This is a genomic window from Nocardiopsis ganjiahuensis DSM 45031 (assembly GCF_000341085.1).
GTDB classification, from domain to species: Bacteria; Actinomycetota; Actinomycetes; order Streptosporangiales; family Streptosporangiaceae; genus Nocardiopsis; species Nocardiopsis ganjiahuensis.
In genome coordinates this window covers 337,964-360,318 of record NZ_ANBA01000002.1, presented here as the reverse complement: position 1 = coordinate 360,318, position 22,355 = coordinate 337,964, and the positions used below count along the sequence as shown (strand labels likewise).

At 72.7% G+C, this 22,355-nt stretch carries 19 protein-coding genes; 13 read left to right on the top strand and 6 right to left on the bottom strand.

The genetic code is table 11. The annotated features are described in order from the left end of the window. The first annotated feature begins 47 nt into the window (after positions 1-47). The 3 genes from D458_RS0102215 to D458_RS0102205 are packed head-to-tail and all read left to right on the top strand — an operon-like array spanning position 48 to position 1,857. Entirely contained in the window at positions 48-785 is a 738-nt protein-coding gene (locus tag D458_RS0102215) for a CPBP family intramembrane glutamic endopeptidase (RefSeq protein ID WP_017585097.1), read from the top strand. Between the two features lie 11 nt (positions 786-796). Continuing rightward, positions 797-1,129: a PadR family transcriptional regulator gene (locus D458_RS0102210; RefSeq protein ID WP_026118910.1), complete on the top strand. Its 333-nt coding sequence runs from the start codon at positions 797-799 to the stop codon at positions 1,127-1,129. Beyond that, entirely contained in the window at positions 1,126-1,857 is a 732-nt protein-coding gene (locus tag D458_RS0102205; protein WP_017585095.1) for a hypothetical protein, read from the top strand. Before D458_RS0102210 ends, D458_RS0102205 begins: the two co-directional genes overlap by 4 nt. Here the strand turns inward: D458_RS0102205 and D458_RS0102200 are convergent. The 5 genes from D458_RS0102200 to nagA form a co-directional block, all read right to left on the bottom strand. Then, positions 1,844-2,620: a helical backbone metal receptor gene (locus tag D458_RS0102200; protein WP_017585094.1), complete on the bottom strand. Its 777-nt coding sequence runs from the start codon at positions 2,618-2,620 to the stop codon at positions 1,844-1,846. The two genes, D458_RS0102205 and D458_RS0102200, sit on opposite strands and share 14 nt — an antisense overlap. A gap of 38 nt (positions 2,621-2,658) precedes the next feature. Beyond that, positions 2,659-3,630 carry an aldo/keto reductase gene (locus D458_RS0102195; protein ID WP_017585093.1) on the bottom strand — a complete coding sequence of 324 codons (972 nt, stop codon included), beginning with the start codon at positions 3,628-3,630 and terminating at the stop codon, positions 2,659-2,661. A gap of 111 nt (positions 3,631-3,741) precedes the next feature. Next, positions 3,742-4,248 (bottom strand): SRPBCC family protein, encoded by a 507-nt coding sequence (locus D458_RS0102190; RefSeq protein ID WP_017585092.1) that lies wholly within the window; start codon positions 4,246-4,248, stop codon positions 3,742-3,744. Positions 4,249-4,355: 107 nt separating this feature from the next. Then, entirely contained in the window at positions 4,356-4,664 is a 309-nt protein-coding gene (locus tag D458_RS0102185) for a hypothetical protein (protein ID WP_017585091.1), read from the bottom strand. 102 nt (positions 4,665-4,766) lie between these two features. After that, positions 4,767-5,915, bottom strand: coding sequence for an N-acetylglucosamine-6-phosphate deacetylase (nagA, locus tag D458_RS0102180; protein WP_017585090.1), 1,149 nt, complete (start codon positions 5,913-5,915; stop codon positions 4,767-4,769). Between the two features lie 636 nt (positions 5,916-6,551). On the opposite strand from nagA, the gene D458_RS0102175 reads away from it, so the two are divergent. Both D458_RS0102175 and D458_RS0102170 read left to right on the top strand, forming a co-directional pair. Then, a complete protein-coding gene (locus D458_RS0102175; protein ID WP_026118909.1) occupies positions 6,552-7,067 on the top strand; it encodes an NADPH-dependent FMN reductase in 516 nt (171 codons plus the stop codon). 139 nt (positions 7,068-7,206) lie between these two features. Then, positions 7,207-7,881, top strand: a complete 675-nt coding sequence (locus tag D458_RS0102170) for a LysE family translocator (protein ID WP_026118908.1) — start codon at positions 7,207-7,209, stop codon at positions 7,879-7,881. Between the two features lie 42 nt (positions 7,882-7,923). Here the strand turns inward: D458_RS0102170 and D458_RS0102160 are convergent, their stop codons facing one another. Further along, positions 7,924-8,835, bottom strand: coding sequence for a hypothetical protein (locus D458_RS0102160; RefSeq protein ID WP_017585087.1), 912 nt, complete (start codon positions 8,833-8,835; stop codon positions 7,924-7,926). A gap of 185 nt (positions 8,836-9,020) precedes the next feature. On the opposite strand from D458_RS0102160, the gene D458_RS0102155 reads away from it, so the two are divergent. The 8 genes from D458_RS0102155 (at position 9,021) to D458_RS0102120 (ending at position 22,351) form a co-directional block, all read left to right on the top strand. Beyond that, the gene (locus D458_RS0102155) at positions 9,021-10,916 is read left to right on the top strand and encodes an SGNH/GDSL hydrolase family protein (RefSeq protein ID WP_017585086.1); all 1,896 of its coding nucleotides are present in this window, start codon (positions 9,021-9,023) and stop codon (positions 10,914-10,916) included. Then, positions 10,916-12,841 carry an NACHT domain-containing protein gene (locus tag D458_RS0102150; protein WP_017585085.1) on the top strand — a complete coding sequence of 642 codons (1,926 nt, stop codon included), beginning with the start codon at positions 10,916-10,918 and terminating at the stop codon, positions 12,839-12,841. Before D458_RS0102155 ends, D458_RS0102150 begins: the two co-directional genes overlap by 1 nt. Continuing rightward, entirely contained in the window at positions 12,838-12,978 is a 141-nt protein-coding gene (locus tag D458_RS36885; RefSeq protein WP_017542507.1) for a hypothetical protein, read from the top strand. Before D458_RS0102150 ends, D458_RS36885 begins: the two co-directional genes overlap by 4 nt. Before the next feature lie 237 nt (positions 12,979-13,215). After that, positions 13,216-14,643, top strand: coding sequence for a glycosyltransferase family 4 protein (locus tag D458_RS0102140; protein WP_017585084.1), 1,428 nt, complete (start codon positions 13,216-13,218; stop codon positions 14,641-14,643). Beyond that, positions 14,640-19,154: an alpha-(1->3)-arabinofuranosyltransferase gene (locus tag D458_RS0102135; RefSeq protein ID WP_040702060.1), complete on the top strand. Its 4,515-nt coding sequence runs from the start codon at positions 14,640-14,642 to the stop codon at positions 19,152-19,154. Before D458_RS0102140 ends, D458_RS0102135 begins: the two co-directional genes overlap by 4 nt. Beyond that, entirely contained in the window at positions 19,151-20,206 is a 1,056-nt protein-coding gene (locus D458_RS0102130; protein ID WP_017585082.1) for a DUF3068 domain-containing protein, read from the top strand. The genes D458_RS0102135 and D458_RS0102130 overlap by 4 nt, the downstream gene beginning before the upstream one ends. A 54-nt stretch (positions 20,207-20,260) precedes the next feature. Beyond that, positions 20,261-21,478 (top strand): MFS transporter, encoded by a 1,218-nt coding sequence (locus D458_RS0102125; protein WP_017585081.1) that lies wholly within the window; start codon positions 20,261-20,263, stop codon positions 21,476-21,478. An 18-nt stretch (positions 21,479-21,496) separates the two neighbouring features. Then, a complete protein-coding gene (locus D458_RS0102120) occupies positions 21,497-22,351 on the top strand; it encodes an SOS response-associated peptidase (protein ID WP_026118907.1) in 855 nt (284 codons plus the stop codon). Positions 22,352-22,355 lie beyond the last annotated feature (4 nt).

Below are 22,355 nucleotides of genomic sequence, written 5' to 3'. Positions count from 1 at the left end.
TAGGTTGCTTTACCGTCTAGGTAGAGCAACCGATGAAGGAGACACCGATGCCCCCCGAGCTCTCAGTCCCCGCCTTCTCCGCCCCGGCCCTGGCCGTCACCCTGGTGCTGGTCGCCTACCTGGTTCTGTGCGAGCCCCGGTGGGGCAAGGCCTGGTTCGAACGCATGAAGCGCGACCGCGACGTCGACCCGAACGCCTACACCCGGTTCTTCGGCTGGGGGATGGTCGGCTCCTGGCTCATGGCCGGTCTCGTGCTGGTGGCCGTCCTGATGTCGCCCCAGGTCACCTGGGCCCACGTGGGACTGAGCTTCGACGGTGACTGGGAGACCCTGGCCGGGGTCCTCGTCGGTCTGGGTGTCGCGGGCGCGGTACTCGCCCTCCTGGCCGTGAAGTACGGGATCTCCCCCAGGATCCTGGAGGACCTGCGCCCCAGGAACCGGCGTGAGCGCGGTTACGCCGCCGGAGCCTCGGTGACCGCCGGGATCTGCGAGGAGATCGTCTTCCGCGGCCTGTTCATCGCCGTGGGCGTCTCCCTCGGGCTGCCGGTCGTCGCGGCGGCCGGGCTCAGCCTCGCGGTCTTCACCCTCGCCCACCTGTACCAGGGGCCGAGGGCGATGGCCGGGGTCGGTGTCGCCGGGCTCGCACTGACCTTTCTGTACCTGAGCACCGGAAGTCTGCTGCTGCCGATCATCGCGCACGCCGCGGTCGACCTGCGCGGCTTCCTGCTCTCGCCCAAGCCCAGGGGCGCCGAGAAGGCGTCCGCCCCCGTGGCCACCGCGGCCTGAAGGAGAAACACGTGGATCGACGATCGAGCTGGTTGAAGGGGGTCCTCGACCTCCTGGTACTGGCCGGGCTCACCGAGGGCGAGAGCTACGGCTACGCCCTGGCGGCCAGGCTGGACGAGGCCGGGTTCGGCAGGATCAAGGGCGGCACCCTCTACCCGGTGCTCAACCGGCTGGAGGAGGCGGGCCTGGTCGTCGCGGAGTTCCGCGCGGCGGAGAAGGGGCCCGGACGGCGCTACTACCAACTGACCGACGAGGGCCGTGCGGTCCTGGCCGAGCAGGGCGCCGCCTGGCTGGAGTTCGACGGATCGGTACGCGAGGTCCTGCGGAAGGGCGGAATCCGATGAGTTACCTGGACGAGCTGGAGACCCTGCTGCGTGAGCGGGAGGTCGCGGAGGAACGGATCCGGGAGACGGTGAACGACCTGGCTGCGTTCGTGGCCGAGGGAGACGCCGACCCGGAGGAGGAGTTCGGGCCGGTCGCCGAGTTCGCCGACGACCTCACCGGAGGCGGCGGCGGGTCCGGGCCCGGGGGCGAGGCCCTGGTCTGGGGAGCGGACGCCTTCGAGGCTCCCGCCCGGATGAACGAGATGGGCGCCCAGGGCTGGGAGATCGACCTGGTGGACCGGCAGGGCCGGTTCGTCAGTCACCGGGACGAGAGCCCGCAGGCCTGGGAGTACCGGCAGGAGTCCGCGCTCGGGAGGAGGGAACGGGCCCGGATGGCGGAGCGGCTGGCTCCCGAGGGGTGGGAGCCGTGCGGCCACTACTTCACCCACGCCTACTTCAAGCGGGCGCGGGCCGCGCTGGTCGGCCCGGAGGCGGAGCTGGCCGAGCGCCCCGCGCCCGCCCGGAAGCGTTTCTTCTGGGGGGTCCCCGGCCTGGTGGTGACCGCTTTCTCCCTGGTGGTCGGGGTCCTCGCGCTGCTCAGCCTGGGGCGGACCCTCTGGGACGGCGACAACGCGGACCGGGCGGCCACCCTGCTGGGCGCGCTGGTGGGCGCGGGCGTCGGCCTGGGCGCCATGACCGTCGTGGTGTGGCTCTTCTTCAAGCTGTTCGCACGGCTCAGGAACCGCTGACCAGAGCCTGGGACAGCCGGTGACGGGCGCCGACCAGGGAGGGGCCGTACCAGGTCAGGTCGCGGCCGGACACGGGGACCGAGGGCGGGCCGAAGGCCTCCGGCCCGTCCTCGGGGCCGAACGCGTAGGGCTCGTCGGGCAGGACCACCAGGTCGGCCGCGGTCGCGTCCTCGGGTTCGGCCGAGGGGTAGCGCCCCTCGCGGTCGGCGAACACGTTCTCCGCGCCCAGCCGGGCGAGCAGGTCGTGGGCGAAGGTGTCGGCGCCCACGAACATCCACGGGTTCCGCCAGATCGGAACCGCCACCCGCACCCGCCGCAGCGGGGGCGGGGCGGCCCACACGGCGTCGGCCTCGGCCAGCCACGCGGGGGAGGAGCCGGGGGCCAGCACGCGGAGCAGCCGGCGCAGCGAGGCGAGGGCCCCCGGCACGGTGCGGATGTCGGTCACCCACACCGGGATCCCGGCTTCGCGCAGCTGGAGGACGTGCCGTTCCCGGTTCTCCTCCCGGTTGGCCACCACCAGGTCCGGGGCGAGCTCGACGATCCGCCGCACGTGCGGGTTCTTGGTGCCGCGCAGCCGCTCCACCGCGAGGCCGGGCGGGTGGGTGCACCACTCGGTCGCGCCGACCAGCGCCTCGGGCGCGGTGTGCGCGATCGCCTCGGTGATCGAGGGCACCAGGCACACCACCCGGGCCGGCGGGGAGTCCAGCCGGACCGGATGCCCCAGGTCGTCCTCGGCGTCCCCGCCCGGGAAGAAGTCGTTCATGGGGACGATGATGCCCGTCGGCGGCGGCCCGGGGGTCCTCAGAGGCCGACCACGGGGCGGGGCGTGTAGTGCTGCTCCAGCTCGGCGGCCTCGTCGTCGGTCAGCTCGACGTCCAGGGACTCCACCGCGTCGGTGAGGTGCCGTGGCTCGGTGGCACCGATGATGGGCGAGGTCACCGCGGGGTTGCGGGACACCCAGGCCAGGGCGACCCGGGCCCGCGGGACACCGCGCTTCTCGGCGATCCGGCCCACGGCGTCCACGATCGGGCGGTCCTCGTCGCGGTACAGCGTGCCGCCGAACACGTCGCCCCTGGTCCGGGTGGTCTCGGTGCCCCACTCGCGGGTCAGCAGACCGCGGGCGAGCGGGCTCCACGGGATCACCCCGATGCCCTCGTCCGCGCACAGCGGCAGCATCTCCCGCTCCTCCTCGCGGTAGAGCAGGTTGTAGTGGTTCTGCATGGTGGAGAACCGGGTCCAGCCGTTGACGTCGGCCACACGCAGGGCCTTGGCGAACTGCCAGGCGTACATCGAGGAGGCGCCCACGTAGCGGGCCTTGCCCGCCTTCACCACGTCGTGCAGGGCCTCGACGGTCTCCTCCAGCGGAGTGGTGGGGTCGAAGCGGTGGATCTGGTAGAGGTCCACGTAGTCGGTGCCCAGCCGCCGCAGGCTGTGGTCGATCTCCGCCATGATGTTCTTGCGTGAGAGCCCGCCGCCGTTGGGACGGCCCGGGCGCATCGGCATGAACACCTTGGTGGCGAGGACGATCTCGTCGCGGTCGGCGTAGTCGGCCAGCGCGCGGCCGACGATCTCCTCGCTGTGGCCGTCCGAGTAGGCGTTGGCGGTGTCGAAGAAGTTGATTCCCGCGTCGAGGGCCTGCCGGATGAACGGCCTGCTGGTCTCCTCGTCGAGGCTCCAGTCGTGGCGTCCCCGTCCGGGGTCGCCGTAGCTCATACAGCCGAGGGCGACGCGCGAGACGTCCAGGCCGGTCCGGCCCAGCTTGACGTACTCCATGTGCTCTGCCTCCGCCGAGGGGTGTGTGGTGTCGGTGGTGTGGACGGGGTGCCGAGGGGCGGCTCCGAAACCGCGACCGAGCCTAACCGGCGCCTGGCTCCGGGTGAAGGGTCACCGGACTTCGGTCAGGGGGCCGAAGTGGTTTCGGGTGTCCTTGATCAGGGAGGCGAGCAGGGACTCGGCGAGGGGCCGGCCCAGCTGCATGGCGCTGTCCAGGCCCTTCCAGGGGGAGAAGGCGAACGACCACACGAGCTTGCTGCCGCCGTCGAAGGGGACCACGTGGTAGTCCTCGGCGAAGGAGTTGAACACCGGGAGGTTGGCCGCGTCGGCGTGGAAGGACTTGCGCCGTTCGGCCTCGTCCCAGCGGAAGAACCTCTCGCGCATCCGGTACGTGCCGAGCACGTTCGCCTCGCGGGTGGTGCCCACGCCGTAGGGCGCCTCGGTGGTGTAGGACACCTCGGGGAGCGCCCGGCACCAGGACAGCGGACGCGGTGAGGTGAGACCCGCCCAGACCTCGTCGGGGGACGCCGCGAGTTCCAGGCCCACGCGCCAGCGCATGGGCGCGGTCTCGAAGAAGGTCTCGTCAACGGCGTGGAGCCCGTAGCGGAAGGTGGTCACGAGGGGTCCTGTTCGTCCGGGGGCGCTTCCGGTGAAGGTACCAAGCCCCCTGAGGGCAGTCGACGGGGGCGGTGCCCGTCGGCTCCGCCCCCGTTGTCTGGTTCTTCCTACTCCTTGGTGGCTCCGACGAGCCATGCGACCTTGTGGGCGGTCAGCGAAACGCTCCCGCTGTTGCCCAGGTGGACCCCGAACGAGGCGATGAAAGCGAAGTCGTGTTCACGACGCTCGCAGATCACGTCCTCGACCGCGTAGGTGGAGGACGGGTTGCGCACCCGCAGGCACAGGGCGGGTTCGTCCATCACCTCCGCCTGGACCTCGTATCGGGACAGTTCGTTGGCGAGCTTGCCGAGGTGGTCGCGCTCCTCGGAGGGCACGCGGGTCGGCTGCTGGTCGTTGGCCTGTCTCGACTGAGCCATGGTGGATCCTTTCGTGTCAGGCACGGTGCTTTCCTCGACGCCCTGTCCGTAATTGTCGCTCAGGGTCAAGTTACTAATCCGTACCGTGCTCACGACACGCCGTCAGGACACCGAACTGCCTTCGACCCAGGCGCCTCGGTACATCACCTCGGAGACCGAGAGGTCCTCCTCGAGGATCACGAGGTCGGCGTGGCCCCCGACCTCGATCCGCCCCGCGCCGGACAGGCCCAGCGCCGCGACCGGGACCGACGACGCGGACCGCACCGCCTCCGCCACGGGGACGCCCACGGCGACCGCGTTGCGCACCGCCTGCGGGAGCACGATCGTGCTGGAGGCGATCGCGCCGTTCTCCACCAGGCGCGCCTCGCCCCCCTGGACCCGGACCCGCAGGTCGCCCAGCGTGTACTCACCGTCGCCCAGGCCGGTCGCCGACATCGCGTCGGTCACCAGCGACACCCGCCCGGGGCCAGCGGCGGCGAATACCAGCCGGGCGGCGCCCGGGTGGACGTGCACGTTGTCCAGGATCAGCTCCACCGTCACCCGCTCGTCGCCGAGCACGGCGGCGATTGGCCCCGGGTCGCGGTGGTTCAGCGGCCGCATCGCGTTGTAGACGTGCGTGGCCACGGTCGCCCCCGCGTCGATCGCGGCGAGGGTCTGCTCGTAGCCGGCCTCGGTGTGGCCGATCGCGGCGACCACCCCGCAGGAGCGCGCCGCACCGATCAGGTCCAGGGCGCCGGGCAGCTCCGGGGCCACCGTGATCATTCTGACGTGCCCGCGCCCGGCCTCGAGCCAGGCGTCGAACTCCGAGGTGTCGGGGTCGCGCAGCAGGTCGGGGTCGTGCGCCCCGCACTTGGACCGCGCGATGAACGGCCCCTCCAGGTAGATCCCGGCCAGTTCACCCGCGTCGCACAGGTCGGCCAGCACCGAGACCTGCCGCAGCGTGGCCTCGGGGGTGGCCGCGACCAGGCCTCCGACCAGGGAGGTCACCCCGGCCCGGCGGTTGAAGGCGACGATCTCGCGGATCCCCTCCGGGTCGGCCTCGGGGAAGGCGTGCCCCGTGCCGCCGTGGATGTGGGTGTCGACCAGCCCCGGAGCGACCAGGCGTCCGCCGACGTCGTACCGGTCTCCCGCGCCGGGGTTGCCGGTGCCGAGTCCGGCCACCCTGCCGTTCTCGATCCGAACCCAGCCTTCGTGGGTTCCGTCGGCCGTCACGACGCGAGCGCCGGTCAGGGTGAGGGGTGTCTGGGCCATGTCTCGGGCTCTCCCTGTGTCTGGAGGTGCCGCCCTCAGGCGGGGTGTCGGAGTGGTGTGTCGTAAATTACATTCGCGTGGCCGGATGGTTCGGCGAGGGTCGTGCGCACCCCCGACAGGCCACGTATTCCCAGCGGAGACAGGGTGATCCCGCTCCCTGGGACGGTTGTCCGCGAGGTGGACCGGACCGCGCGGAGCCCGACGCCCCCGGAGGAGGGGCGGCGGCACGCATTGACGATAGCGGCCGAGGCGCCTCATGATGGAGACATGTCCGCCGGTGAGCTGCTTGTCCAGCGCCTGCATGTCGATCTCAGACAGCAGGCAAGCGCGCTCTGTTGTAGCTAGCGCCTTGCGGGGCCCACGTGCCCCGCGCCACGGTTCTGACCCGTGCCCCCTGGCCCTTACGCAGACACCGGACGCTCAGCTCTCCCACTTGGGTCCTGGACCATTTCTCCGGTCCGTGTGAGCACCCCCGCATGAGCCGACGCACCCGAGCCCCGGACGACGAAGTCCCGCTCCGCTTCGGTTCATGAGGAACAACGGTCCTCCTCCGGTGTCAACGATTCCGATCACCGCCCCCCGCGTTCCTTCCGGTCGATCCCGGCTCGCTCTGACCGAACCCAGGAGTTCTCCGCTATGACTCGCTTCACTGTGCTCGTCGCCGCTCCCCAGCCCCAGTCCTCCGTGCGCAAGGCCGCCCTGCGCGCCGCCGCCGAGGTCGCCACCCGCGCCGGGGTCACCTCGCGCCCCGAGATCATCGACCTGGCCGAGCTCGGCACGGACCTGCTCACCGAGTCCGCCGTCTCCGTCACCGACGCCCTGGAGAGGGTCCGCCGCAGCGACGTGCTCCTGGTGGCCTCTCCCCAGGTGCACGGCACCTACACCGGGCTGCTCAAGGTCTTCCTGGACCGGCTGCCCGAACTCGGACTGGGCCACACGGTCGCGGTCCCGCTGGTCGTCGTCGACGACCTGCGCAACAGCCACGGCATCGAGGAGGACCTGCGCGTCCTCCTGGCCGACCTGGGCGCCTGGGTCGCCGAGCCCGGCCTGATCCTGGCCGCTGACGAGACCCACCGGCCCGAGAGCGTTGTGCGCGCCTGGGCCGACGTGGCCGCGCCCGGCCTGCGCGAGGCCGTCTCCGTCGCCGCCTAGCCGAAACCGGCCGGTTCGAGCAGTCCGGCCGGTGCCCGGCTCCGGTTGCCCGGGTGCGCCAGCCCGGGCAACCCGACTCGGGCGACACCGGCCCCGCGCGTGGCTGGTGGCCGTGCCGCCCATTGCCTAGGCTCGAAGAATGCTCTCTTCGGCGCAGTTGGCCGTTTTCGTCCCCGCCGCGCTGGCCGTGGCGGCCTCGCCGGGCGCCAACAACCTGCTCGCGTTCCGCAACGGCCTACGGCAGGGGCTCCGTCCGGCCGCCGTCGCACTCACGGGGCGGTTCGCGGCCTTCGCCCTCATGCTCGGTGCGGTCGTCACCGGGCTGGGGGCACTCCTGCACACTTCCCGGACGGCTTTCGAGATCCTTCGGGTCGTCGGGGCGGTCGTCATGGTCGGTCTGGGTGTGTGGGTGGTGTGGTCGGCGCGCGCCGCAGCCGCCGCACCCGCCTCCGGCGGGGATCCGCCGGGGCAGGAGAGCGAGGGCGTCCGCGGTACGGCGGTGTGGAAGCCGGCCGCCCAGGAGTTCGTCACGGCGGCCGCCAACCCGAAGGCCCTGCTGCTGTTCACCGCCTTCCTGCCGCCGTTCGTCTCCGCTCAGCCCGGGGCGGCCGCGGCCGGAGCGCAGTTGGCCGCGTTGGGCGCGCTCTACATGGTGTGCGAGGCGGCCACGGCCCTGGGGTGGGCGGCGGCCGGGCGTGTGCTGGCCGGACGCCGGCTGCGTCCGGTGACCCTGCGCCGGTTGGACCAGGCGTCGGGAGGCGCGCTGATCGCCTTCGGCGGCGGCCTGGCGCTGGCGGACCTGTCCCGCCGGTGACGCGGGCTGACGGGGCTCCGGGGTACGGGGCGGCCCCGGGGCCTACTCGGCCTTGGCGGGGGTGCGCTCCTCGCGGAGCCTGCTGGTGTCGGCCTCGGCCTGGGCCACGTTGCCGCGTACCAGGACCACCACGGCCAGGGTCAGCGCGAATCCACCCGCACGCAGCGCCAGCATGAGCGGGTCCTCGGGCAGCTGCTCACTGAAGAGCAGCGTGCCGACCACCACCACGAACACGTTGCCGACCACGTTGGACACCGGTGCGGTGATGGAGGCCCGGGAGCGCTGGAGCGAGGTCTGGAAGAGCACGATGCCGACCGCCCAGCCCAGCGCGTACAGGTAGGGGAAGGGCGAGAGCAGGGCGGGGACGATCGCGGAGAGGAAGCCGTTGTCGGCGAGCAGGCCGCCCAGCCCCTTGCCCTGGAGTCCGGCGCTGCCCTGCGCGAGCCCGGCGGCGGCACCCATGGCGGCGGCGGACACGTACTTGCCCCGGCCGCCCGCGAAACCCATCACGGCGACACACGCCACGACCGTGACCACGCTGACCGTGACCAGCAGCGGGGTGTTCGCGGTCGTCCCGGTCTCCGCGCCGTCCACGGTGGAGAGGCTGAGCAGGGTCAGGGCCACCGGCATGACACCCAGCGCCACGTATTCGCCGCGGGTGATCCGATCGCCCGCCACCAGGGTGATCACCAGCAGCATCGAGGCCACACCGGCGGCGAAGGCGGGCTGGGCCACCGACACCGGGGCCAGGCCGAGGGAGACGATCAGGCCCACACTGCCCATAGCGGCGAAAGCGCATCCGAACACCCATCGCGGGTTACCCAGCAGTACCCTGGCGAGGTGAAGAGGACGGTTGATCGAGATCGACTCGGAGCCGTGCAGTGCGCGCTGTTCCACGGTCAGGCCGATCGTGTAGACCACTGCGGAGAGCAGCGCGACCAGGAGTCCGATCACGGGGGGCCTTTCGGCTCGGTGCCGTCGAGTCCGGCGGGGCCAGAAGGTTGACGCCCTCCATATAACCAGTTCTAGTCTGGTCTGGCGAGCGTCTACCCCCTGGTCGCCCGACCGGGGACAAAGGTGCTCCGGTGCCGAACAGGAACCTGTGACTACCCGCGTGACGCGGCGGCGAGAGATGGGGCATGGTGCAGGACCCGGGCGAGGACGCCACCCCCGAGGACGGGCCCGTCCCCGAGCAGACCCCCACGGAAGAGAGCTCCCCGGAGCAGGCGGCCCCGGCACGGGGGGCCTGGCGGAGCCGGTGGGAGGAGCACGCCCCGTACTGGCTCACCGCCGCACCCTGGCGCCGCCTGGTCTGGCACCTGCCCGGGGCGCGGCGGCCCGGTTCCCGGTTCGAGCCGGGCCCTCTCGGCCTGCTCGGAGTCATGCTCGCGGCCATGGCCGTCACGCTGCTGCTCCTCCAGAGCGGCTCCGGCGGACTGGGCGGCGAACACGGTGAGCTCGCCGACGAACCCGCCTCCGTGCCGGGCCCGCCCGACGGAGAGCTGCGCATCATGGTGGTGGGGGACTCCTCGACCCAGGGCAGCAGCGGCGACCACACCTGGCGCTACCACCTGTGGTCACACCTGACGGAGCAGGACGTCGAGTTCGACTTCGTCGGCCCCGACGACGACCTCTACTCCCTGGACGGGCAGGAGCCCGGCGACCACAGCTACGCCGTGCCCGACTTCGACACCGACCACGCCGCCCGCTGGGGCGCGAGCGCCCAGGACCTGTCCTCCGACATCGCACGGGTCGCCGCCGAGCACGAACCCCAGTACCTGCTCCTCCAGGCCGGGACCGAGGACATCCTGTCCGGCGGCAGCGCCGACCACGCCCTCGACGGCATCGCCGAGACCGTCTCCACGGTCCGGGTGGTGCTCGACGGCGCCCGGTTCGTGGTCGGTGAGCTCCCGGACGTGGAGGGCTCCGACGACGACGGCCGGGTCAACGCCGAGATCGAACGCTTCAACATGGGCCTGGTCGACCTCGCCGGGCAGCTCAGCTCCGAGACGTCGCCGGTGGTGGTCGCCCAGGTCGCCAAGGAGTACACCCCGGCCTACGACAACTGGGACGCGACCAACCCCAACGTGCGCGGCGAGCTCAAGATCGCCGCGGCCTTCGCCGACGCGCTGGCCGAGCCGCTGGGAGTGGGGGAGGGCTTCCCGCGGCCGCTGCCCGAACTCTCCGCGGGGCCGCTGACCGCGCCCGAACCCGACTACGAGGAGACCGACGAGGGGCTCAGGCTCTCCTGGGAGAACGTGCCGGGCGCCACCGACTACCGGGTGGAGCAGCGCAGGGTGGCCCCCGCCCCGGACGAGGCCTCGGTGATCCCGGCCGAGGTCGAGAGCGACGGTGACGAGCGCTTCCTCATGGTCGAGTCGCTCTTCAGCGGGGCCCGCTACGAGTTCGTCGTGCGCCCTCTCAAGGGCCGGGACAAGGGCACGGAGTCCGAACCGCTCCAGATGGTGTGGGACGGCGAACCGCCACCCGGTCCCGCATGGGTGCGGGTACAGGACGGGGGCGCGCAGGTGTCCTGGGAGGACGTGGAGGAGGCCGGGCACTACGAGGTGTGGGTCCGGCAGTTGGAGTGCGTCCCGGACGAGCGCCGGGTCCCCGGGGACCCGGCCACCGACGACCGCCGTTCGCCCGCCGACACCACCGGGTTGTCCGGGGGCTCCCGGACCGGGGACTCGGCCACCGACGACCAGGACACCCCCGGCGGCGGGGACCGGGATACCGAGGAGCCGAGGCCGAGCCCCTCGCCTCCGCCGGTGACACCGCGCCCCGACCCCGAGCCGGAGCTCGATCCCTCCGACCCCTCCGGTCCCACCGGCTCGCAGCCCCCGTCCGGTACCTCCTGTGAGCCCCGGGACGGTCTGGGGCCCGAGGACGGCGACGGCTGGCGCACGCTCGGCTCCGCCGGGGAGAGCCCGCGCTGGACGGCGACGGTCTCCGGCCCCTACGAGATCGTGATCCGCTCCTACCGGGACTACGTGGAGGGCGGGTACTCCGACAGCGTCCTCCTGGAGGACTGATGGGCGCCCGGTTCCGGGTCGTGGCGGTACTGCCGTGGCTGGTGGGACTGGTTGCGGGCGCGCTCGCACTGGGGCCGGCCCTGGGCCCCGGCTACGTGCTGCGGTACGACATGCTCTTCGTCCCCGACCTGTCGCTGTCCACGGTGCTGGCCGGGGCGGACGGCTTTCCGCGGGCGATCCCGAGCGACGCCGTGGTGGCGCTCCTGTCGCTCGTGCTGCCCGGGGACGCGGTGCAGACCCTCGCCCTGCTGGCGGTGTTCACCCTGGGCGGCGCGGGGGCCTTCCGCTTACTGGCCGGGCTGGTCTCCGGGGACGGCCGGATGCCGGGCGCGGTACTGGCCGCGGGGGCGGCGGCCGGGGTCGCCTACGTGTGGAACCCGTTCGTGGCCGAGCGCCTGCTGCTCGGCCAGTGGGCGGCGCTGCTGGGGTACGCCGGGCTGCCGTGGGTGCTGCGGGCGGTGGTCCGGACGGCTTCGGCCCGCCCGGGCGCGGGGCTGGCCGGGCTGGTGCGCTCGTTGGTCCCCGCGGCGGTCGGCGGGTTCTCCTCGGTGGTCCTGAGCGCGCTCACCGCCGGTCCGCAGGTCCTGGCGGGGCCGCGGCGCGGGCGGAACGCCGGGCTGTTCGCGCTCGGACTGGTCCTGGTGTCCCTGCCGTGGCTGCTGCCGTCGCTGACCAGTGGAGCGGCCACGGATCCGGCCGGGGCGGAGGCCTTCGCGGCCCGTGCGGACACCCCCTTCGGAACGGTGGCCTCCCTGCTGGCGCTGGGCGGGGTGTGGAACTCGGGCGCGGTCCCGCCGGGGTACGGGGAGCCGGTCACGGCGCTGGCGCGGCTGCTGCTCAGCGCGGTGTCCCTGACGGGCTGGGCGTGGTGGCTGTACCGGTCCCGCCCGGTCGTGGGCGTCGGGCTCTCGGTGTCCGCCGCGGTGGGGTTCGGGATCGCGGTCCTGGGTGTGTCCGCCCCGGGGAGGGAGTTCCTGGCCGCCCTGATCGGCCTGTGGCCGGGGTTCGGGCCGTTGCGCGACGGTCAGCTGTACCTGGCGCCGCTCGCCTTGGTGCAGGCGCTCGGGCTGGGCGCCGTGGCCCTGTGGCTCCTGCGTGCGCTTCCCGGCCGCGGGGGCGGGGATTCAGCGCTCCCGGTGCGGTTGGAGGTCCAGGAGGCCAGGGGCGAGCGAGGGGACCGGGGGGAGTCCGGGGCGTGGTCGCTGCCGCTGTGGCGCGTGGTGGCGGTGGTGTTCACGATGCTTCTGCCCGTGGTGGTGCTGCCGGGGCTGCTGTGGGGGGCCGGAGGCAGGCTGACGCCCGTGGAGTACCCCGGGGCGTGGCTGGCGGCTCAGGAGGCCGTGGCGGCGGACGAGCGCCCCGGTGCCGTTCTCGTGCTGCCCTGGAGCGCCTACCGGGGGCTGGAGTGGTCGGGTGAACCCGTGGTGGTGCTCGATCCGGCGACCAAGCTGTTCGACCGCCGCACGCTCTGGAACGACGACCTGAGCATCGGTACCCCGGACGGGGGGAGGGTCGTGGTGAGCGGAGAGGACACCCGGGCGCGGGAGGCCGCCCGTCTGCTCGAGCCCGACCCCGTGACCGGCCTGCCGAGTGCCGAACGGGTGTCCGATCAGGACGCGTTGGCGGAGCTCCTCGGTGGTCTCGGGGTGCGGTACGTGGTGGTGTCGGCGCCGGTCGATAACCGGTTCTGGTCCGGGTCCGAGGCTCTTTCGCCGGTGGTCGAGGGGGCCGACATGACGCTTTTGGAAGTGCGCGAACAGCACATCAGCGTGGACAAAGACGACATTTCAGGGTTGGAAGTTACCAGCGGGTTAGTTACAGTTGGGGCAATCATCTGGTCTATGGCTAGATCAGGTTCTAGTCTCGGGTTCCAGCGCCCCCAACCACTGAAGGAGCGGGGCGCGCGGAAGGAGATCCCCAAGTGATCAAGGTAATCGCCGCCTGCGTGATCGGCGCGGCTCTGGCGGGTGGTGCCACCGTGGTGGCCACCAACCTCGCCACCGAGTCGACCGCGACCGCGGAACCGGTGAACGAAACCCTCTACAACTACGGCGACCGCTAGTTCTCCGGTTCGCCGTGATCGGTTGAGGTAGGCGGGCGCCCCGCCACCAGTGGGGCGCCCCGCCCCCTCCGCGGCCGCACCTCCCGCGGCCGCCCCCCATCCCCAAGACGTCCGGTCGACGGGCCTGTTCGGCGTGCGCTCGGTGCTTCCCCAGAGTGCCTACGCACAGTGCTCGTGCGTGTTCGGCGAGTGTTCGATCCCAGGGTCCTCGCCGGGCACCGCGCGGAAGGAGAGCGTGTGGTCTTCCAGAAGGTCCCATCCCGGGTGGAGCCCGGCCTGCTCACGATCACCCCCGCCCCGGCCGCGATCCCCGCCCCAGCCCCGGCGGAGTCCGCCGAGTCCGCAGTACACGGCCCGGCCACCGTTCCGGGACCGGCCGCCGCCCCGGCAACCCCCGACCCCGCGGTCCCGGACCCGGCCGACCCCGGGCCCCGCCTCGACGGCGTCCGGATCGTCATGGTCAACTGGCGCGACCCCTGGCAGTCCACCGCGGGCGGCGCCGAGGAGTACGCCTGGCGGATCAGCCGCCACCTGGCCGAACGCGGCGCCATCGTCACCTTCCTGACCAGCCGCGAACCCCACCAGGCCAGGGTCGAGACCAAGGACGGCGTCGTCATCCGCCGGATGGGCGGCAAGTTCACCGTCTACCCGCGGGTGATGGCCTGGCTCGCCCTGTGGCGCCGCGAGTACCACCTCGCCTTCGACTGCATGAACGGCATCCCGTTCTTCACCCGGCTGGTCCTGCGCCGCAGCACCAGGGTCGTCAGCGTCGTCCACCACGTGCACGACCTCCAGTTCAACGCCTACTTCTCCGCGCCGCTGGCCTGGTTCGGCCGCTTCCTGGAGTCGACCGTGGCCTCCCGGGTCTACCGGAACTGCACCACCGTCACCGTCTCCGAGTCCTCCCGCGCCGCCATGCGCGACAAACTCGGCTGGCGCGCGCCGATAGAGATCGTCCACAACGGCGGGGTGGCGCCCCAGTGCGCCGACGACCGGTCCGCCGGCTCCGCCCCGGACGCCGGACCCGCTCCGGACGCCGCGCCCGCGCTGGTCAGCCTCGGCCGGCTCGTCGTGCAGAAGCGCGTCTCACGGGTCGTGGACCTGGCCCGCACGCTCGGCGACGACCACCCCGGCCTGCGCGTCCACATCATCGGCCGCGGCCCCGAGGGAGAGCACCTCGCGGAGAAGGTCGGCCGCGACGGCCTCCACGGCCGGGTGGAGCTGCACGGCTTCCTCTCCGAGGAGGACAAGAACACCGTCCTGGCCTCCTGCCACCTGCACGTGACCGCCTCCGAGTTCGAGGGCTGGGGTCTGACCGTCATCGAGGCCGCACGGCTCGGCGTGCCCACCGTGGCCTACGATGTGGACGGACTTCGCGATTCGGTCCGCGACGGAGAAACCGGGTGGCTCGTCCGCGAGGGCGAGACCCTCGAGGACGTCGTCTCCCGCGCCCTCACGGAACTGTCCGACCCCCGGAGGGCGGAGGAGGTCCGGCGCGCCTGCCGCGCCTGGGCGGCCCGGTTCACCTGGGAGGCCAGCGGGGCCCGCATGACCCGCCTGGTCGCCGCCGAACTCGACCTCACCCACCACCCCCGGACGTCACCCACGGCGCAGCCCCCCTCCGGCGCCCCCGACCCCACCGCAGGCAAGAAAGCGAAGATGTGACTTCGGCGGAATCCACCGCCAGGCGCGAACCGGAGGATTCCAGAGCACCGACCGCCCCCGGCGGAGTGGACGAGAAGCTGCTGGTGCGGCTCAAGGTCCTCGCGGTGTGTCTGCTCCTGGGAGCACTGGCAGCGAGCATCGACCCCGGCAGGATCGTCAGCGACACCAAGATCGACCTGACGGTCAACCCCCTGGGGTTCATGGAGCGAGCCCTCCACCTCTGGGACGCCTCCTACTTCGGGCAGATCCAGAACCAGGCCTACGGGTACTTCTTCCCCAACGGCCCCTTCCACCTGCTGTTCGAGGTGCTCGGCATGCCCGAGTGGCTCATCCAGCGCCTGTGGATGGCCGTGCTGCTCATCGCCGCCTTCGTGGGTGTGTACAAGGTCGCCGAGGCCCTGGGCCTGGGCACCGTCAACACCCGCATCCTCGCCGGTGTCGCCTACGCGCTCGCCCCGCGCGTGCTCACCCTGCTCTCGTACAACTCGGCAGAGCTCCAGCCCATGCTGCTCATGCCGTGGATCCTGCTGCCGCTGATCCTGGGCGCCAGGTACGGCTACCCGCCGGCGCGCATGGCCCTGCTGTCGGGGCTGGCCTTCCTCCTGTGCGGCGGCACCAACGCCGCCTCCGAGCTGGCGGTCCTGGTCGTCCCCGGCCTGTACCTGCTCACCCGGGCGGGCGGTCCGCGCAAGCGGCGGCTCATCCTCTGGTGGGCGGTCGCGCTCGTGCTCGCCTCGTCCTGGTACATCGTCCCGCTGCTCATCATGTCGCGGTACGTGTACTCGTTCATGCCCTACACCGAGGACGCCGCCGTCACCACGGGGATCACCTCCCTGTTCAACTCCCTTCGCGGCACCTCCAACTGGATGGGCTTCCTGCCCGACATGGGCAACACCGCCCTGCCCTCGGGCGCCGAACTCTCCCTGACCCCCTGGCTGGTCGCGGTCACCGCGCTGGTCGCCGGGCTGGGCCTGGCCGGGCTCATCAACCGGCGCACCCCCGAACGCCTCTTCCTCATCAGCAGCCTCCTGGTGGGCACCGCCATCGTCGTCGCGGGCTTCACCGGAGCGCTCACCGGCCCCTTCGCGCCGTACATGCGCGAGCTGTTCGACGGCGTCCTCGCGCCCTTCCGCAACGTCCACAAGTTCGACGCCCTCATCCGCCTGCCGATCGTCCTCGGCCTGGCGCACCTGCCGGTCGTGGTCGCCCGGGACCTGGCCGACCGCCGGGGCGGCGGCAGCGGGACGAGGACCCGCGTCAGGCGGGCCGTGGCCGGGGGCGGCGCCGTCGTCTTCCTGGTCACGCTCACCCCCATCGCGACCGTCGGCATCGCGCCCCGCGGCGGGTTCGAACAGATCCCGGACCACTGGTACGAGGCCGTGGACTGGCTGGAGGAGCGCGGTGACGAGCGCGGCATGACCATGGCGCTGCCCGGTTCGGCCCGCGGTGAGTACGAGTGGGGACGCCCCCTCGACGAACCCCTGCAACCCCTGCTCTCCGGCGCCTGGACCAACCACCAGATCATCCCCTGGGGCTCCTCGGGCATCTCCCGGATCAACCACGAGATCGATCAGCGGGTCTCCTCCGGGCGCGGTTCCGAAGGGCTCGCGGACACCTTCGCGCGACTGGGCGTCACCCACCTGATCGTTCGCAACGACCTCCAGCGCGTGGGCAACAACGGCGGCTGGCCCGCCCGCGTCCACCAGTCGCTCCAGAACTCCCCGGGCATCACCGAGGCCGCCGAGTTCGGGCCGGTGATCGGCTCCCTCGACCACCAGTCCGCCTCCCAGTGGTTCGACCAGCCCTACCGGTCACTGACGATCTACGAGGTCGAGGGCGCCGCGCCCCAGGTCGGAACCGTCCCCTCGGAGAACGCGCTGCGGGTCACCGGAGGCCCCGAGTCCGTCCTGCACCTGGCCGAACAGGGCCTGGTCAACGACGACCGGCCGATCCTGCTCGGTGACGATCCCGGCGCCGAGGAGATCGCCGCCGAGGACACGATCGTCACCGACACCGCCCGCCGCCGCGAGGTCGTCTACTCCGACGTGCGCCGCAACGTCTCGGCCACCATGACGAAGGACCAGGAGCTCGAACGGGACGTCCCCGCACCGGACGTCATGGACCCCGCCTGGGAGGGGTACGTCGCCCACGCGGAGGACCTGGGCGTCGCAGGGGTCACCGCCTCCACCTCCGAGGCCGGGGTGGAGGCCCGGGCCAGCGACCGCGACCCCGGGCACGCCCCCTACGCCGCCTTCGACCCCGACCTCGGCACCGCCTGGCGGTCGAGCGCCTTCGCGGGCGCCCTCGGCCAGTGGATCGAGGTCGAGTTCACCGAGCCCCGCGACCTCAGCGGGCTGAGTGTGGCCTTCGAGCAGCTGCCGGACGAGCCGCCGCCCTCGCGGGTCTCCCTCATCACCGACTCCGGCCGGTCCGAGGCCGCCGTCGCCGCCACCGACGAACCCCAGGAGCTCGCCGCCCCGCCGGGACAGACCTCCACGCTGCGGGTACGGATCGACGAACTGGCCTGGGAGCCGGAGTACCGCTTCGGCACCCGGGTGGGTGTCTCCATGATCTCCCTGCCCGGGCTGGAAGCCGAGCGTACCCTCAGGGTGCCCGGTCCCGAGGACGCCGGCACGCTGCTCTTCACCGGGTCGACCGGCACCGCCCCCGGCTGCATGGAGGGTTCGCACGTGTGGGTGTGCAACCCGCGGCTGGAGGTGAGCGGTGAGGACGCCCGCAAGCTCGACCGCACCTTCGAACTCTCCTCCGGAGCGGCCGCCGCACCGCACAGGATCTCCGGCGAGGTGGTCCTCACCGACCCCCGCGAGGCGGAGAACGCGGCCAACCGGGCCAGCGGGTTCCCGCACGTGACCGGCTCCTCCACCGCCGTCCAGCACCCCGCGGCCATGGGCCGGGGCGCACTCGACGACGAGGAGGGCACCGTCTGGTACCCGGACCCGGAGGAGAAGGCCCCCTGGCTCGACATCGAGCTCGGCGCGGCGACCACCATGGACCACCTGAAGGTCGACTTCCCCCGGGCCGACAGCGTGATGCGGCCCATCAAGGTGACGGTCGAGGGCGGCGGGACCGTCCGCGAGGGCTGGCTCGACGGCAGCGGCCGGATGGACTTCGCCGAGCTGACCGCCTCGTCCCTGCGGCTGACCTTCGAGCGCCCCGAGGGACAGGCCCTGGAGATCGGCACCGTCGAACTCCCGGGGGTACCCGCGGTGGACCCGCTGCCCGAGGGCGACGCCTCCACGACCTGCGGTCTGGGCCCCACACTGAGGGTCAACGGCCAGCGGGTGGAGACGCGCATCAGTGACGGGGACCTCGCCGACCAGCTCACCGGAAACCCGCTGCGCTACGAGACCTGCACCGACCTCGACCTGACCGAGGGCGAGAACCGGATCGTCGTCGACCCGGGCAACCGGTACCAGGTGCGGTCGGCTCTGGTGGAGTCCGTGCGGAGCGGCTCGGACGCGGAGCCGGGCGGGGGCCCCGCCGGAGGAACCGAGGTCCGGATGGCCGAGGTCGACACCCTGCACTCCTGGGGGCCGGGCGAGCGCCGCTTCGACGTGGACGTCGACGAGGACAGCCTCCTGGTGGTGAACGAGAACTTCAACGAGGGCTGGGAGGCCCGGATCGACGGCGGCGACGGGCCGCTGGAGCCGGTGCGGCTGGAGGGCTGGAAGCAGGCCTGGGTCCTGCCCGAGGACAGCGCGGGCACCGTCACCCTCACCTACACCCCCGACGCCGTCTACCACCGGGTGCTGGCCGCGGGCGGTGTGCTGGCCGCGCTGCTCGTGGTCCTGGCGCTGTGGCCCCGCCGCTGGCTGCCGGGAGGGAAGCGGCTGGCGACCGAGCCCCCGCGCCGTTCGCGGGCGCTGCCCGAAGCGCGTTCCGGCTGGCTGCCGCGCTGGGGGGTGCTGCCCCTGGGCCTGGTCTACGGGGTGTGGACCGCGGGCTGGGCCGGTGCGGCCGTGGTCGGCGTGCTCCTGCTGTCCCTGTGGTGGCTGGCCCGCCGAGCGCCCAGCAGGCTGCGGCACGCCAAACCCGGCAGGCCCTCCATGGGCGGCCGGATGCTGCCCCACCTGGCCGGACCGTGGGTGGTCACCGTGTCGCTGGCCCTGGCCGGCCTGGCCACGGCCTCCGGGACGTACCTGGTCGTGAACATGCCCTTCCACGACATCACCGAGACACTCGGATCCGCCCTGCGCGGCTGGGTGCCGCAGGCGCTGTGCCTGCCGGCGATGGCCCGTCTCGTCCTCGCACTGGGGCAGCGCGGCACGGAGCACGAACCGCCCGTGTCCGAACCCCCCGCCGCAGGGCCCGCCCGGGTCACCGACGGCGGGGACCGGGGCGAGGCCCGGGGCGAGGAGCCGGGTGAGCGCCGGAACCAGGACGGGCACGAGGGCCGGTTCGGGCACGCCCCGGAGCCCGAACCGCACCCGCGGCACTCGGCCGAGCCGGTCCCGGAGTCCGGGCACGATGTCGAGGAGGCCCACAGGTGAGTACGTTCTCGCAGGTGGGTGCGGCTCCCGAACCCCGGATCCAGCCGCGGCGGCCGGAGCCGGGGCGCGGACTGCCCAAGGGCACCCTCCCGGTGGCGGCGGGCGCGTTCCTGCTGACCCTGGCGCTGCTGCTGCCGCTCTACGTGCACGAGCGGGTCGCCCTGCTCCCCGGGGAGGCCTCCTTCACCCTGAGCATGGTCGACACCGAGGCCGACTACCTGGACACCGCCACCTGGAGCCAGGTGGAGAGCACCGAACTCGAACAGCTCATCCGGGTCGAGGCCACCGCGCACGGTGACGACTGGTCGGCCTGGGAGACGACGGTGAGCACCTCGGCCTCGGACCGGGTCATCGACCACTGGAGCCGCCGGGTCATCGTCGACCGGGAGACCGGCCGGGCGGTCAACTGCTGCGGCGAGCACGTCAACGGCGACCGCGCGGTCCGCCAGGCCGGGCTGGTGCTCCACTGGCCGCCCGGCGTGCCCGAGGGCGGCCACACCTTCTACGACGCCGAGGTGCGCTCGGCCCCCGCCGTCGAGTTCGAGGCCGACGACGAGGTCGCCGGGGTACCGGTGCGCCGCTACACCCAGAGCGTGGACGCCACCCAGGTCCCCGACTCCGCGCGGGACGTCCCGGCCGCCCTGTTCGAACCCGGGGCCGAGGGCACGGTCAGCGCGACCCGCTGGCTGACGGCGGAGCGGACCTTCTGGGTCGAACCGGTCACCGGCACGGTGGTGAACCTGCAGGAGAGCCGGTCCGAGGCCCTGCGCCCGCAGAACGGTCCCGGCGAGGTGGCCCTGCTCGAAGCCGAGCTCGCCCTGGCCGACGGTCAGGTCTCCGGCTACGCCGAGCAGGCCAGGGTGAGGTCGCTGCTGCTCCGGGGGCTGGACCTCTGGGCGCCCTGGACCCTGGGTCCGGTCGGGGTGTTCGCGATCCTCGCCGGTCTGCTCACGGCTTGGCGGGACCGCCCGCCCCGGGCCGGGCGGACCCCGGCCGAGGAGACCTCGGCGGAAGGGAACGCCGAGGAGCGGGAGGCCACGAAAACCGGGTGACGGGCGGGCGGCCCCGTGGCATGATCCGCGGGACACCCCCAGCCCGGAGCCGCCATGTCCGCCAGCCCCGCCGCCGGGAGCCCGGCCGCGAACCCCGCGACCCCCTCCGCCCGCCGGATCCGCGCGGTCGTCCTGCTCACCGCCATCCTCCTGTCCTCCATGGGCGACGAGGTGGTGCTGGTCGCGGCGGTCTTCCGGTTGGCCGAGACCGGGAACTCCCTGTGGGTCACCGCGCTGCTGGTCGCCCAGATCGGTCCGCTCATCCTGCTCGCGCCCCTCGCCGGGGCCGTGCTGGACCGCTTCGACACCGGCAGGGTCCTGATCCTGGCCTGCGTGGGCCAGGGCGCGGCCATCCTGCCCGCCGTCTGGTTCCACCATCCCGGCGTACTGGTCCTGTGCGTGCTCGCGGTCAGCTCCATGGCGGCCTTCGTCAATCCGGCGATCCTCACCCTCCTGCCGAGCGCCGCCGGAGAGCTCTCCCCGGTCCACGCCAACTCCCTGTTCGAGGGGGTACGCGCCTCGGCCACCGTGCTGGGCCCCCTGGTGGGCGGGGTGCTGGTCGGCCTCTTCGGGATCACCCCCGCCCTGCTCCTGGACTCGGCGAGCTTCTTGGTGGCGGCCGGGACCTTCCTGGTGCTGGGCGTGCGGCGTCCGTCGGTGAGCACCTCGGGGACCCTCTGGTCCGGCGCCGTGGACGGGGCCCGCCACCTGCTCGGAACCCGGCTGTTCCGGGTGCTGATGCCGGTCCTGGTCCTGGCGGTGGTGGCCACCTCCACCACCAACGTCGCCATGGTCTTCGTGGTCCGGGAGGTCATGGGGCACGGCGCGACGGTCTTCGGGCTGCTCACCGCGGGCTGGGGCGTTGGCCTGCTGCTCGGCGCGCTGGTGGTCACCCTGCTGCGCCCGACCCCGTCGGGGCGGGGCGTCGCACTGGCCGCCGCCCTGGTGGGGGCGTCCCTGGCGCTGTGGGCGTGGTTCCCCGTGCTGGGGGTGGCGGTGCTGTGCGTGGTCCTCGCGGGGGCCGGCAACTCCGTCCACAACATCCTGCTCAGGTCCGTGGTCCACGAGAGCACGCCCGAACCCCTCCTGGGACGGGCCCACGCGCTCATGGGATCGGTGGTCAACAGCGGTTTCGTCGCGGGTTTCCTGATCGCCGGACTGTTCGCCGCGGACCACCCCCGGGAGCTGCTGGCCGCCGCCGGGGCCACGGCCCTGGCCGCCGGACTGCTCGGCGCGCTCGTCGTGCGCACCACCCGCGCGGAGACCGGCTGAAGCAGTAGAATCGAACCCATGTGCGGTCGTTATGCCCAGTCCAGGAACGTGCACCAGCTCCAGCTCGCCTTCGACCTCCCCGAGGAGGCCCTGGGCCAGGAGGGCGACCCGCGCGCCTGGCCGCCGCTGGAGGAGCTCGACCCGGACTACAACATCTCGCCGGGCCGCCCGGTCTACGCCGTCCTCGGCCCGCCGCCGCAGGGTGAACTCTCCGGGGAGCCGGGGCCGCGGTCCCTGCACACGATGCGCTGGGGGCTCGTGCCCTCCTGGGCCAAGGACCGCAACATCGGCTACCGGATGATCAACGCCCGCAGTGAGACCGTCGCCGACAAACCCGCCTTCCGCACGGCCTACCGGCGCCGCCGCTGCCTGCTCCCGGCCGACGCCTACTACGAGTGGCAGCTGGTCAACAAGGACGGCACCTCCGAGGCCAGCACCTCGCCGGCGACCGACCCCCAGCACAAGAAGCGCAAGGCCAAGGCGCTCAAGAAGCCGTTCTCCATCCACTACCGGGGCGACGAACCGCTCGCCCTGGCCGGGATCTTCGAGCGCTGGCGCGACCCCGAGGTCGACGACGAGAACGACCCGGCGGCCTGGGTGTGGTCCTGCGCGGTCATCACCACCGAGGCGGCCCCCGAGCTCGCCCACATCCACGAGCGCATGCCCGTCGTGGTGCCCGCCGACGGCTGGTCCTCCTGGCTCGACCCCGCATCGGGTCCCGACGACCTCGCCCACCTGTTGCACGAGACCCCGGTGTCCCGGTTCGAGGTCGACGAGGTCTCCACCGACGTCAACAGCATCAAGAACAACCGCCCAGACCTGCTGGAACCCGTCGAGGACGCGGGCCCTGCCCATCCGGAGACACTTTTCTGACCCC